Below are 13,375 nucleotides of genomic sequence, written 5' to 3'. Positions count from 1 at the left end.
GACCTGGCATCGAGTGCCGGAGGCGACAGTGCGGAGTGGCCGGTGGCGACACCGTGCGCGCGGATCAGGCCGCCGATGCCCGGGGCCGCCGTCGCTCCAGCCACCACAGCAGGCCGCTCACCAGCACGAACGCCAGCAGCCACGGCCAGCGTGGGCCCGGCACGGTGCGGGTGGCGGCTGCGGCAGTGCCCGCGCCGCCCACGTGCACGGCGTTGGCGTCGCGCAGCTGCTGGCGGTACAGCGCCTGCGCGCCGGCAGGATCGAACACATACACCGCCTGCGTGGTCTCGCCGTGCCGCAGCTGGTGCCAACCCGGCTGTTGCGGCCAGTAGCCGGCGCAGGCGTCGGTGCCGCTGGATGGATCGATGACCAGGGCGGTGTCGCTGCCGTCCGGCGCACGGACCTGCGTGGGCCCCTGCAGGTTGCACAGCGCAACGCGTTCGCCGGCCCAGGGGGTGTCGCTGCCGACGCGGACCGTCGCAGCGGCAGGCAGCGGGCGCGACAGCGTGGCCAGCATGCCGCTCCACAGTTCGGCATGCCGGTCATCGCGGCCGGCCAATACCAGCCGATAGCTGTCGGTGAGCGGCAGCAGCGCCAGCCGGCCCTGGCCGATGCTGCGCCAGCCGCCGATGGCCGCGCCGTTGGCGTCGCGCAGCAGCGCGCTGGCATCGGCCGCGCGCAGGGTGAACTGTTCCAGCGCGGGGGCGGCGGCACTGCGTGAGGCGGTGTCGGCGTCGTCGGTATGAACGGTGCGCTGGCTGGACGGACGCGGTGGGCCGCGCCGTGCCTGCAGCAGTGCCGGGTCGGGATCGGCCGGCAGGGTCAGCGGCGTGGTCTGGCTGCTGCCGGTGACGGTCAGGCCCCAGCTGCGCAGGGTCTGGCGTGCGCCGTCGGCAAGCGGCCCGGAGGTACGCACCAGCACCCCCAGCCCGTGGCGCAGTGCCTGCTGCACGGCACCGCGCTGCGCGCCATCGAGGGCGGCCAGGCTGCGTTCGTCGAGGATCAGCACATCGGTGGCGGCCAGGCGCGCGGCGCTGAGCGCGACCGGGGCATCGCCGAGCAGGAGGCCGGCGCCCGCGTTGGCCTGCGTCTGAACCGACAGGCCGGTGTCCGTGGCCCATCGCCGCAGGTACTTGAGTTCCGGCCCCGGCGCACCGGCCACGATCAGCACACGCGGCACCGGCTGGTCCACGGTCTGCAGCGGGACGATCACGCTGTCCACCGCGTGCTGATCGGCGTCGAGCAGGCGCAGACGGAACTCGCTGCGGCCGCTGGCGCGCGCCACGCCCTGCAGCTGCACGCGGCCATCGCCGCCGATGCGGGCGCGATCGACCACCATGCCGGCCGGGTCCAGCAGTTCGGCGCTTGCCGTGGCGACGCCCTGCGCACGCGCACGCAGGACGAACACCGCGCCAGGTGCGGTGGCGGTGGGCGGCTGCAACGCGACCCACCCGCGGGGCGGCGGGGAGGCAAGCGCGCTCACCTGCGCCGGCAGCGCGGTATCGCGGTCACGCGCGGACAGGCCATCGCCAATCACACGCAATGACTGCGTGTCCGGATGCTGCCGCAGCGCGGTGGCCAGGTCGGGTGCGGTACCGCTGCCGGCGCCGGCCCGGGCTTCGGGCAGTGCGATCACGGTGTCGCCGGGCGAGCGCGTCCAGCGCACGGTAGCGGCGTCTGCGGTGAGCACGGTCAGCTCGCCGGCGGGTGCGGTGGTCTGCGGCGGGACCAGGCACAGGAACAGCAGCACGCCACTGGCGGCCTGCAGCACCAGCAGGGACAGCAGTCGCCACGCGCTGCGACGCGGCGGCTGCCGCTGGCGCCAGAGCAGGCGGGCGCTGCCGAGCAGCACGATGGCGGCCAGTGCGACGGCAATCCAGCGGGTATCGCTCATCGGGCGTTCTCCAGGGCGTCCAGCCAGGTCTGGCCCATCCGGTCCGGTGCGGTGCGCCGCGAGACCTGTGGCAGCGGCCGCAGCAGCGCCCGCCACAGCTGGGCGCGCAGCACGTTCCGGCAATCGCTGCATTCCGGTGCCACGCGCAGTTCCTCGATGGCCGCGGCCAGACCGAGCGGATCGGGCAGCCGCGCTTCATTGCGGCGCAGCCACGCGGTCAACGCATCCAGGTCCGGTGCGCTGTCGGCGACGGCCAGCTGCTGCCAGACCTCAACGATGGCCGGGTCGGGTGCGGGCACGGCCTGCAACGGCAGGGTGCGGTTGCCCAGGTCGGTACGGTCGCCGCCGAGGCGGCGGCTCTCGTCGATCGGCGGCAGTTCCGGCCCGACCCGCGCCAGATAGATGCGCTCGGCCTGCTGCACCTGTTTGATGAAGGCCAGCGCCTTGTAGGCGTACGGCAGCGCCGCCTCGGGCCGGCCCTGGCGCAGTTCGCCTTCGGAGGACCACATCTGGTCGAGCGCGGCCTTCAGCGTGGCACGGGTCTGCGGATCGAGCAGCGTGGCCGCCTCGGCATGGTCGTGGGTGTGGCCGTACTCGGACAGCACGTCGGTGGCGCTGCCGAACACCGGCGGGCTGCCTGCTGTGGCGCTGCCGTGATCGTGGTCGTCGTGACCGGCCTGCGCGTGGCCGGCCGCAGCGGCGGCGTCGTGGTCGTGATCGTGATCCTGCGCGGCCGGGGCGTCGCTGGTCGGCAGCGCATCGCTGGTCGGCGGCGGCTTCGCGGCGCCTTCGCTCTCCTCCCCCAGGAACTGGCCGTAGCGCAGGCGCAGGATGCGCTGGTCCACGCCGATCGCATCGGCGCGTCGGACGAATTCCTCGGGCGGCAACTGCCCGCGCAGCCGGATCAGGGCTTCGGCATCGATGATGATCTGGCGCTGGCTGCGGAAATAGGCGGGCAGGGTCTTCTTGACCATGCCTTCGAGGTCGGCGGTCTGGATCTGCTCGGTGCTGGGCAGGCGCAGGATCACGCTCGTGCTCTGCGCGGTCTGGGCGGTGGGCGCGCGGTTGTCGCGGACCTGCAGCTGTGCGATCACATCATTGCCCGGCGCCGCACCCAGTGCGGCCAGGTCCAGCGTGCGCGCGAAGCGGCGCTGGGTGGCGGGCCCGCTGCCGGTCAGGGCGATGCGCTGCTCGCGGAAGGTGATGTTCTCGCCACTGCCCTGGGCCAGGGTGACCTTGAGCTCGGCGGTGGCGGCGACGCCGTAGTCGTCGCTGGCCTCGAACTGCAGGGCCCACTGGCGTTGGCCGGGCGTGCCGAGCACCAGACTGCGGTCAGGTGCGATCACACGCACGCTCGGCGCGCGGTCGGGCACCACGTCGAGCCGGTACAGCCGGCTGTCGTGCAGCGCCGGCGTGGTGACCACGCGGTACAGCAGCGGCCGTGCGGCGGTGGATTGCGCGGTCCATGTGTCGCCGTGGCGCTGCAGCGGCAGGTGCTGGCCGTCGTGGAACTGCAGCACCGCCGTCGCCGGTGGCGCGGAGAAGCGCAGCGACCACTGCAGCTGGCTGCCTTGGGCAACCTTCGCATCCAGCGCGCCCTGCACGCGCAGGGCCTGGCCGGTGTACGCCGGTGCGCGGATCTGCAGGCGCGTCGACTGCAGCCGGGGCGGCTGCGCCGGGGCCGCGTTCGCGGCAGGCCCAGGGCCCGGTGCAGCGGCGTTGTCGCGGCTGCGCGGCCATCCCAACGCCAGGACGATCACCAGCAGCGCGCCGATCCAGGCCAGCCACAGCACGCGCGCGGGCCAGCGCGGACGCAGGTCCGGCACGGCGCGCTGCAGCGCCGCGGCCACGTAGCTGCGCTGGCGCTGCTGCAGGGGCGTGAGCGTGTCGGGGGCGGCGAACAGCAGGTCGGCACTGTCCTGCACGACCGGATGGCTGTCCAGCCGGCGCTGCAGCCAGTGCCGGTCCAGCCGCCGCGCGCGCCAGGTGGCGACGCCGACGGTTGCCAGCAGGGCCAGCAGCAGCACCACCGTGGCCGGGTTGAAGCCGGCCACGCGCAGGGCGAGCGCGGTGGCGGCCACGGCGAGCGGCAGGCCGATCAACGCGCTGCTCCACCACCGGCGCCGGCGTGCACGCTGCCAGGCCTGCTGCACGCCCGCGATCATGCGCCACCCTCGCGGCGCGGCGCCGTCGCCAGTGCGCGTTCCAGCGCGAACAGCAGCACGATCAGCACCAGCAGCCAGGGCGCGAGGTCGCGCGGGGCCGCACGGGGCGCGAGCGCGCCGGTCAGCGGTGCCTGCGTCGCGGCGATGGCGAGCTGCGGGGCCGCCGGTGGCGCCAGCACGGACAGCAGGCGGCGCGGCAGATCGGCCTCGCGCAGTGCCGGCGTCACGCTCGGCGACAGCGCTGCGGTGAAGCGCAGCAGCCGGCCCTGGCCAACCGCGCGTTGTTCGAGCAGTGGTTGGCCGTCCACATCGCGCAGCGCGGTTGACCAGCGCGCGCCGTCTGCGGCGCCGGGCGTGGTGAGCAGGACGGTGCCGCCCTGCTGCAGCCACGCCTGCCAGCGCGCCGGCAACGCGGCGGGCGACAGCCACACGCCGATCTGCCCGGCGTCGGGCGCACTGTCCGCCGCGCGCTGGGCGGCAAGGGCCTGCCCGGTCCACGCGCGCTGCAGCGCCTCCAGCACCTGCACGCTGCCCGCGTCGGCCGGCTGGCCGCCGGGTTGCAGCGTGGGCAGGCGTGCCCGCGCGTCGTCTGTGCGGGCGGCCGGCGCCGGCACCGGCTGCCAACGTACGCTGCGCGAGAGGCGCGGGCGTTGCGCGTCCAGGCCGGGCAGTGGATCGGGCACGTAGACGGTGAGCGGCGTGCCGGCCGGCAGCTGCTGGTCCAGTTCACGCAGCAGGCTGGCCAACGGCTGGGGCGCGGCCGGGGCGGTGGTGTGCAGCGGCGGGAAGCCGGGCGCCAGCCAGCGCCAGTCGCCGGCCGTGTCCGTGCCGCGCAGCGCGGCGCCATCCAGGCCGGGCGCGACCGCCGTCACCGGGCGGGTATCGGCGGCGGTACCGTGCAGCAGCGGGTGGGCCAGCAGCAGTGCCAGCGCAGCCAACAGCAGCAGGCGCACCAGCAGCAGCGGCCACTCGTCGAACCGGATGCGCTGGTGCGGGCGTGCCTTGGCGCGCAGCCAGCGCAGGGCGGCGAACGACAGCGGAGCGTACTGATGGCGCCGCGCCAGGTGGATCAGCAGCGGCACCAGCAGCGCGGCCAGCGCCAGCAGCCCAAGCGGGAACAGCAGGGTCAGGCTCATGCGGTGCTGCCCGGGGCGAACAGCGTGCGCAGCGGCGCATCCAGCGGCTGGTCCAGGTACCCCGTTGCCGCGACGATGCCCGCCGCCTGCAGGCGCGCGTACAACGCGCGCTGCGCCGCCGCGAACCGGGCCAGATAGCCGTCGCGGATCGCACGGCCATCGCCGAGCAGTTCTTCGCCGGTTTCCGGATCGTGGAAGCGGTGGCCATCGGTAAACGGGAAATCACGCTCTTCGGCACTGAGCAGCTGGATGAGCATCACCTCGCGCCGCGCGGCCGCCAGCCGCTCCAGCAGGTCGACGCCGGCGTCATCAAACCCGTCGCCGAGGGCAATCAGCATGTCCCCGGCCTGCACGCGTTCCCACACCGGGCGCAGCGCGGTGGTGGCCGGCCAGCCGCCTTGTGCACGCAGTTGGCGCAGCAGCAGGTGCACGCGGTCGCGCTGGCGCGGTCCGCTGCCGGCCGGTACCAGCCGCACACCATCACCGCCCACCGCGATCAGGCCGAACCGGTCGCCCTGCTGCAGCGCCAGCTCCACCAGACAGGCGGCGGTGGCGCAGGCGTGGTCCAGCCGCGACCAGTCCGGACGCGCGCGGTCGGCCTGCGTGGCCGACGCGCTGGTGTCGACCAGCACCCACACGGTGACCGGGCTTTCGCGCTCGGATTCGCGCACGAAAAAGCGGTCCGAGCGGGCGTACAGCTTCCAGTCGATCTGGCGCAGCGCGTCGCCCGGCTCGTAGGCGCGGTACTGGGCGAACTCCAGACCGGCCCCGCGACTGCGGCTGGCGTGCTGACCGATCGCGTGTGCACCGCGCGCACGGCGCGGCAGCAGGCGCAGCGTCTTCAGACGGCTGCGCACATCGGCGGGAACGGCGATCGGCGCGTGGGACGTCACGGCAGCGCTCAGGCCGGGAACGGCACGGCCTGCAGCAGCGCGTGGATCACATCGTCAGCGCTCTTCTGTTCGGCCTCGGCGGCGAAGGAGAGCAGCAGGCGGTGGCGCATCACCGGCCCCACCAGCGCCTGCACATCCTCGCGGGTGGCGGCAAAGCGACCCTGCAGCAGCGCCCGGGCCTTGGCGGCGAGCACCAGCGACTGCCCGGCGCGCGGGCCGGCCCCCCACTTGATCCAGTGGTTGACCGCGTCCGGCGCACCGGTACCGGGCCGGCTGGCCCGGACCAGACGGGTGATCCAGGTCAGCACATCGTCGCTGACATGCACCTGGCGGACAGCGGCCTGCAGCGCCAGCACGTCCTCGGCGTGCATCACCTGCGGCACCGTGCCGCCCGCGCTGCCGGTGGTCTGCAGCAGGATGTCGCGCTCTTCCTGTTCGCTGGGGTAGTCGACCCGGACATGCAGCAGGAAGCGGTCCAGCTGCGCTTCGGGCAGCGGGTAGGTGCCGGCCTGCTCGATCGGGTTCTGCGTGGCCAGCACGAAGAACGGCGCCGGCAGCACGTAGGTGGTGCCGGCGTAGCTGACCGTGCGTTCCTGCATTGCCTCCAGCAGTGCGGCCTGGGTCTTGGGCGGGGTGCGGTTGAGCTCGTCGGCGAGCAGCAGGTGGGTGAAGATCGGTCCCTGCTGGAAACGGAAATGGCGGTGGCCGGTACCGTGGTCTTCTTCCAGCAGTTCAGTGCCCAGGATGTCGCTGGGCATCAGGTCGGGGGTGAACTGTACGCGGCGGAACTGCAGTTCCAGCGCCTGCCCGAGCGAGCGCACCAGCAGCGTCTTGCCCAGTCCCGGCGCGCCTTCGAGCAGGCAGTGGCCGCCGGCCAGCAGGCCGATCAGCAGCTGCTCGACCACCGCGTGCTGGCCCACCACCGCCTGGCCGAGCGCCTCGCGCAGCTGGTGCAGTTTCGGCAGGAGAGTGTCGATGTCGGCGGTGGTCATGGCAGAACCTGTAGAAAGGGGGCGTGGCGCCGCGTCGTGGCGGGCCGGGCAGTCGGCGAAAGGATCAGCTGTTCAGGGCGTACATGACGATGTTGACGGCAAAACGGGTGTTGTCCTCGGCGAGGAAGCGCTTGTTGCGCCAGTCGTAGTCCCACTCGCAGCCATAGTCCTTGTTGCTGTAGAGCACGCCCAGCCTGCCGTCGATCTCGATGCCCTTGAGGTAGTCATGGACCAGGTCGTCGCCCCAGCCGTTGAGCTCGAAACCGGTCGCGGGCGGGCCGTCCGGAAAACGGAAGAAGCTGCGGTACAGCGCATGGGTGTTGGGCAGTTTCTTCAGCGCGGTGGGGCCGAACAGCGCGGCCATCTGCGCTTCGAACGAGGTGGCGAACAGGCCGTCGATATCGTGGTTGCAGTCGTCCACGAACACGAAGCCGCCGTTGCGCACGTAGCGCACGAAATTCTGCCGTTCAGCGGCGTTGAACTCGACCAGCTTGTGCCCGGCCAGGTAGCAGAACGGGGCCTGCAGCATGCGCGGGTCGGCAAGCGCGATCACGTGTTCCTGCGGGTCCACGCGCAGCGAGGTGTAATCGATCAGCGAGGTGATCACGTTGGACGGCATGCGCGCGTCCACGTCCCAGTCGCCGGAATCGTACTTGAGGCGGGTGAACCAGAAATCGTAGCGGCCGGCCTGCGCACCGGCCCACGACGGCAGCGCCGCAAGCGCGGCGCCGCCCAGCATTGCCCGCAGGAACTGCGCGCGGTTCATCGCCGCGCGCCGCTCCGCCGCCCTCGGGTACGACGGTGGTGCATCAGACGGCGTCGGACAGCGAGGTGAAGGTGAAATCGCGCAGCTTCATCGGCGGGATCATCATCACCAGGCTGGATTCGTCACCGGCCACGCGCACCGGCTTGCCGAGTTCTTCGATGTTGTTGAGCATGATCACCGGCGATTCGTTGAAGCGGAAGTTCTTCACCGGGTACTTGATCTGCCCGTTCTCGATGTAGAACGTGCCATCGCGGGTGAGGCCGGTGAGCAGCACGGTCTGGGGATCGACCATGCGGATGTACCAGGTGCGGGTGACCAGGATGCCCTTCTGGGTGCCGCGCACCAGCTCGGCGGTGCTCTTGTCGCCACCGGCCATCAGCAGGTTGCCCGCCCGCGCGTTGGCGGTCTTGCCCTGCTTCTGCGCCCAGTAGCGCGAGTAGTTCAGATTGGCGATGCGGCCGTTCTCGACGATGGCCAGCTTCTGGCGCGGCTGGCCTTCGCCATCCCACGGCAGCACCGGCGCGTCGGCATCCCACGGGTCGGCACTGAAGTTCACGCGCGGGTCGTAGACCTGCTCACCCAGCTTGTTGCCGCCGCCCTTCTTGGACAGGAAGCTGCGGCCTTCATCGGCCGAGCGCGCATCGAAGAAGTTCATCATGAAGCTGATCAGGCCCGCGGCGGCGGCCGGTTCCAGGATCACGGTGTACTTGCCCGGCTCCAGCGCCTTGGCCTCGGCCGATTCGGTGGCCTTGCGCATGGCGATGCGGATGTCCTGGTCGGCCTTGAAGTCGGCGGCATCCTTCAGGTTGCGGCCGACCCAGCCCGAGCCGCGGCCGTCTTCGGTGCGCACGGTGCAGGTGTAGTCGAAGTTGGTGCTGCGCTGGTAGCCGAAGTTGCCGTTGCTGTTGGCGGTGGCGTAGAAGCTCTGCCCGTCTTCCAGGAAGCCGGCGGCGATCAGCCCGTTGCCGCGGCACGGTGCGATCGAATCGGCGGCCACCTTGGCGCGGAAGGCCGGGTCGATGGCGGCGGTGGAGGCGCTGAACGTGGGGCTGGCGGTGTAGGTCTGCTTGCCGATGGCGGGCAGGAACTCCGGGTTCTCCGGTGCCAGGCGCGCCAGGTCTTCGGCACGACGGACCACGCGTTCCAGCGCGGCATCGTCGAACTCGTTGATCGAGGCGGTGCCCACGCGCTTGCCGAAGGCCACCGTGACGGCCAGTTCGGTGTTGTCGACAATGCCGCTGGTGGATACGTTGTTGAGCGCGAAACGGATGTTGCCGTCGATCGAGCCGGCCAGCACGGCCGTGCATTCGTCGGCCTTGGACAGCGCGATGACCTTGTCGAGGATGGCCTTGGCCTGGGCTTCGGTGAAGATACTCATTGCGATTGGGCTCCTGACCGGTCAGCCGAGGCTGCGTGCGGTGTTGATGACGTTGATGCCGTTGAAGCGCGCGGTGGACGAGCCGTGCGAGACCGCCGAGACCTGGCCCGGCTGGCCCTTGCCGTCGAAGAACGAACCGCCGAGGCGGTAGTCGCGTTCATCGGCCACGGCGCTGCAGGCGTTCCAGAACTCCGGCGTGCGGATCTGGTAGGCCACGTCCTCGAGCATGCGGGTGATCCTGCCGTTCTTGATTTCATAGAACAGCTGGCCGCCGAACTGCGCGTTGTAGCGCTGCTGGTCGATGGAGAACGACCCGTCGCCGATGATGTAGATGCCGTTCTCGACGTCCTTGATCATGTCGCTCACGCTGAGCGGGGTCTTGCCCGGGGCCATCGACACATTGGCCATGCGCTGGAACTGCACGCTGGACCAGGAATCGGCATAGCAGCAGCCGTCCGATTCGGTCTTGCCGAGAATGTGGGCCTGGTCGCGGATGGTCTGGTAGTCCACCAGCTTGCCGTTGCTGATCAGGTCCCAGCGCTTGGTCTTGACGCCTTCATCGTCGTAGGCGACCGCGCCGAGGCTGCCCGGCTGGGTCTTGTCGGCGAAGATGTTGACCTTGTCGCTGCCGTACTGGAACTGCTGCTCGCGCTTGTCCAGCGTGGCGAAGCTGGTGCCGGCGTAGTTGGCCTCGTAGCCCAGCACGCGGTCCAGCTCGAGCGGATGGCCGACCGATTCGTGGATGGTCAGCCAGGTGTGCGAGGGGTCCAGCACCAGGTCGTACTTGCCCGGCTTCACCGACGGCGCCTTGAGCTTCTCCTGCGCCTGGCGCGCCGCGGCGATGGCGTCTTCCTTCATGTCGTAGGACGAGCTGTAGTTGACCACGCCGTTGGGGGTCAGCACCTTGCCCGCCGCCGCGCCATCGAGGTACTCGTAGCCCATGCCCATCGGCGAGGACAGGCCTTCGCGGGTGCGGAACTTGCCGCTGGCCTTGTCGATGGCGGTGATCGTCATCGGTGCCCAGATGCGGTGCACGTCCTGGTCGATGTAGGAGCCGTCGGTGGAGGCGAAGTACTTCTGCTCGTTGACCAGGAACAGCATCGAATTGACGAAGCTGGCGCCGGCGGCCATCGCCGCGGCATTGACGTCCAGCAGCAGCTCGACCTTTTCCTTGATCGGCACGTCCATCGCGTTCTTGCGGATCGGCGTGCGCCACGACACCTCGCCCACGCCCGGCGCGGCGGCCAGCTGCACCGGCGCGGTCTGCACCGCCGCGTTGGCCTTGGCGATCGCGACAGCCTGCTGCGCGGCGCGCGCGACGTCGGCCGGACCAAGCTGGTTGGTGGCGGCAAAGCCCCACGCCCCGTTGACGATCACGCGGATGCCCACACCGGTGGATTCGGTGTTGACCACGTTCTGCACCTTGTCCTCGCGGGTGATCACGAACTGGCGCAGGTAGCGCCCGATGCGCACGTCGCAATAGGTGGCCCCGGCCTGGCGCGCGGTGGCCAGCGCCGCATCGGCCAGGCGCTTTTTCAGCGCCGGGTCCAGCGTGCTGTGCAGGTGTTCGGCGGCAATGACCTTGCCGAAGAAGGACGGCACGATCAGGCCGCCTGCGGTAAGCCCGGTCAGGGCGAGGAAGTCACGTCTTTGCAAGGCGGCGCTCCACGTCAGGGTGGTGTGGCAGGGAAACGAACAGCGGGTGCGGGCGCGGTGGGGTCATCCCAGGCTGCGCGCGGTGTTGATGATGTTCACCCCGTTGAAGCGGGTGGTGGACGAGCCGTGCGAGACCGCCGAGACCTGGCCCGGCTGGCCCTTGCCGTCGAAGAACGAGCCGCCGAAGCGGAAATCGCGCTCGTCGCAGATCGCGCTGCATGCGTTCCAGAACTCCGGCGTGCGGATCTGGTAGGCCGCATCCTCGACCATGCCGGTGATCTGGCCGTTCCGGATCTGGTAGTAGAGCTGGCCGCCGAACTGCGCGTTGTAGCGCTGCTGGTCGATCGAATACGAACCACGGCCGTGGATGTAGATGCCGTTCTCCACGTCCTTGATCATGTCGGCCACGCTGAGCGGCGTTTTGCCCGGCGCCAGCGACACGTTGGCCATGCGCTGGAACTGCACGCTGGACCAGGAGTCGGCGTAGCTGCAGCCGTGCGAGGCCGTTTCGCCCAGCAGGTGCACTTCATCGCGCGTGGCCTGGTAGTTGACCAGAATGCCGTCCTTGACCAGGTCCCAGCGCCGGGTCTTGACCCCTTCATCGTCGTAGCCCACCGCGCCCAGGCTGCCCGGTGCGGTCTTGTCGGCATGGAAGTTGACGATGTCGCTGCCCCAGCGGAAGCCGGCGTCGCGCTTGTCCAGCGTGGCGAAGCTGGTGCCGGCGTAGTTGGCTTCGTAGCCGAGCACGCGGTCCAGTTCCAGCGGGTGGCCGACGTTCTCGTGGATGGTCAGGAACAGGTTGGACGGGTCCAGCACCAGGTCGTACTTGCCTGGCTTGACCGACGGCGCCTTGAGTTTCTCGCGCGCCTGGCGGGCGGCGGCCACCGCATCCTCGATCGGATCGTACGAGTCGCGATAGGCGGTGATGCCGCCCGGCAGCGCGATCTTGCCGCTGGCGTCGCCATCCAGGAACTCGTAGCCCATGCCCATCGGCGAGGACAGCCCGGCACGGGTGCGGAACTTGCCGGTGGCCTTGTCGATGGCCGTGGCGGTGAACGGCAGCCAGATCCGGTGCACGTCCTGGTCGATGAACGAGCCGTCGCTGGAGGCGAAGTACTTCTGCTCGTTGACCAGGAACAACGTGGAATTGATGAAGTCGGCGCCGGCGTCGAGGGCGGCGGCGTTGATCGCCAGCAGCATCTCGACCTTGTCCTGGATCGGCACCGCCATTGCGTTCCTGCGGATCGGCGTCTTCCAGCTGACCTCGCCGACGCCGGTCACCGGTGCCAGCTGCACCGGCCGGGTCTGGATGCCGGCGTTGGCGCGTGCGATGGCGGCCGCCTGCTCCACGGTGGCCAGTACCGCCGCCGGGGTGCGCTGGTGGGTGGCCGCGAAGCCCCAGGCCCCGTTGACGATCACGCGGATGCCGATGCCGGCCGATTCGCTGTTGGTGACGTTCTGGACGGTGCGCTCGCGGGTGATCACCGCCTGGTTGAGGTAGCGCCCGATACGCACATCGCAGTAGGTGGCGCCGGCACGCTTGGCCGCGTCCAGCGCCGCCTCGGCCAGCGCCTTGTTGCGGCCCAGGTCGCCGGGCTCCAGCAGTTGTTCGGCGGCGATCAGCCGTCCGTGCGGCAATACCAGGCCAGCCAGGCCCATTCCAGACAGCGCAAGAAACTCACGGCGTTGCACAGCGATCCATCCCCCGACGGTGCGACCGGCATCAGGCCGGTCGCAGTGGACAAGTCTTCGACTTTCGATGGCGGCGGGCAGTGGCACAAGTGACTGCGGTCATGGTTGGATGACGGTCATCCGAATTCATCTTGAGCCTGTCATGAGCCAACAGCGCTGGTCCGACGCCTGCGAGCGCAACCGCGAGCCGATCCTGGCAGTCCTGCGCCGCTATCTGCAGGACCGCCACCGGGTCCTGGAGATCGGCAGTGGTACCGGCCAGCATGCGGCGCACTTCGCCGCGCAGCTGCCGCACCTGCACTGGCAGGCCAGCGATCACCCGGACCACCTGCCCGGCATCGCCGAGCGCCTTGCCGAGGCCGCCCTGCCCAATGCCCCGCCACCGTGGCCGTTGCAGGCGGTGCTGTCACCCGTGCCGGGCCTGGCGCCGCTGCCGGACGCACCGCTGGGCTTCGATGCGGTGTTCAGCGCCAACACCCTGCACATCATGAGCTGGGCGCACGTGGAGGCGTTGTTCGCCGGGCTGCCGGCGGTGATGGCCGACGACGCGCTGCTGTGCGTGTATGGGCCGTTCAATGACCACGGCACCTTCAGCAGCGACAGCAACCGGGTGTTCGACGCGTGGTTGAAGCAGCGCGACCCCGCCTCGGGCATCCGCGATGCCGAGGCGGTGGACGCACTGGCCGCGGCCCAGGGCCTGCGGCTGATCGACGACGTGGCGATGCCGGCCAACAACCGCCTACGGGTATGGCACCGCCCCGCGCTGCGCGCGAAGCCGACCAACGGTCGGCTCTACCCGTCGC

The 13,375-nt window shown here is 70.6% G+C and carries 10 protein-coding genes; 1 reads left to right on the top strand and 9 read right to left on the bottom strand.

Features of this window, described 5'->3' with window-relative positions:
* Window positions 1-64: 64 nt before the first annotated feature.
* The 9 genes from ACO6VK_RS19280 to ACO6VK_RS19240 all read right to left on the bottom strand — a co-directional run bounded on the left by ACO6VK_RS19280 (window position 65) and on the right by ACO6VK_RS19240 (window position 12,572).
* Entirely contained in the window at window positions 65-1,894 is a 1,830-nt protein-coding gene (locus ACO6VK_RS19280; RefSeq protein ID WP_422509963.1) for a hypothetical protein, read from the bottom strand.
* On the bottom strand, window positions 1,891-4,059 hold the full coding sequence (locus ACO6VK_RS19275) for a hypothetical protein (protein ID WP_422509961.1): 2,169 nt from the start codon (window positions 4,057-4,059) through the stop codon (window positions 1,891-1,893). Before ACO6VK_RS19275 ends, ACO6VK_RS19280 begins: the two co-directional genes overlap by 4 nt.
* The gene (locus ACO6VK_RS19270; RefSeq protein ID WP_422510001.1) at window positions 4,056-5,189 is read right to left on the bottom strand and encodes a BatA domain-containing protein; all 1,134 of its coding nucleotides are present in this window, start codon (window positions 5,187-5,189) and stop codon (window positions 4,056-4,058) included. Before ACO6VK_RS19270 ends, ACO6VK_RS19275 begins: the two co-directional genes overlap by 4 nt.
* Before the next feature lie 2 nt (window positions 5,190-5,191).
* On the bottom strand, window positions 5,192-6,088 hold the full coding sequence (locus tag ACO6VK_RS19265; protein WP_422509959.1) for a DUF58 domain-containing protein: 897 nt from the start codon (window positions 6,086-6,088) through the stop codon (window positions 5,192-5,194).
* 8 nt (window positions 6,089-6,096) lie between these two features.
* A complete protein-coding gene (locus ACO6VK_RS19260; RefSeq protein WP_422509957.1) occupies window positions 6,097-7,080 on the bottom strand; it encodes an AAA family ATPase in 984 nt (327 codons plus the stop codon).
* 64 nt (window positions 7,081-7,144) lie between these two features.
* Window positions 7,145-7,846, bottom strand: coding sequence for a DUF4159 domain-containing protein (locus ACO6VK_RS19255; protein ID WP_422509955.1), 702 nt, complete (start codon window positions 7,844-7,846; stop codon window positions 7,145-7,147).
* A 43-nt stretch (window positions 7,847-7,889) separates the two neighbouring features.
* Window positions 7,890-9,224, bottom strand: coding sequence for a TldD/PmbA family protein (locus ACO6VK_RS19250; protein ID WP_422509953.1), 1,335 nt, complete (start codon window positions 9,222-9,224; stop codon window positions 7,890-7,892).
* A gap of 21 nt (window positions 9,225-9,245) precedes the next feature.
* Entirely contained in the window at window positions 9,246-10,880 is a 1,635-nt protein-coding gene (locus ACO6VK_RS19245; RefSeq protein WP_422509951.1) for a TldD/PmbA family protein, read from the bottom strand.
* 63 nt (window positions 10,881-10,943) lie between these two features.
* A complete protein-coding gene (locus ACO6VK_RS19240; protein WP_422509949.1) occupies window positions 10,944-12,572 on the bottom strand; it encodes a TldD/PmbA family protein in 1,629 nt (542 codons plus the stop codon).
* 142 nt (window positions 12,573-12,714) lie between these two features.
* On the opposite strand from ACO6VK_RS19240, the gene ACO6VK_RS19235 reads away from it, so the two are divergent.
* On the top strand, window positions 12,715-13,375 hold a 661-nt coding region (locus ACO6VK_RS19235; protein ID WP_422509947.1), incomplete at its 3' end, for a DUF938 domain-containing protein.

The sequence above is a fragment of the Stenotrophomonas sp. GZD-301 genome (genome assembly GCF_049310345.1).
GTDB lineage: Bacteria > Pseudomonadota > Gammaproteobacteria > Xanthomonadales > Xanthomonadaceae > Stenotrophomonas.
Note: the sequence above shows the minus strand (reverse complement) of the source record. Positions and strands in the feature narration are given on the sequence as shown.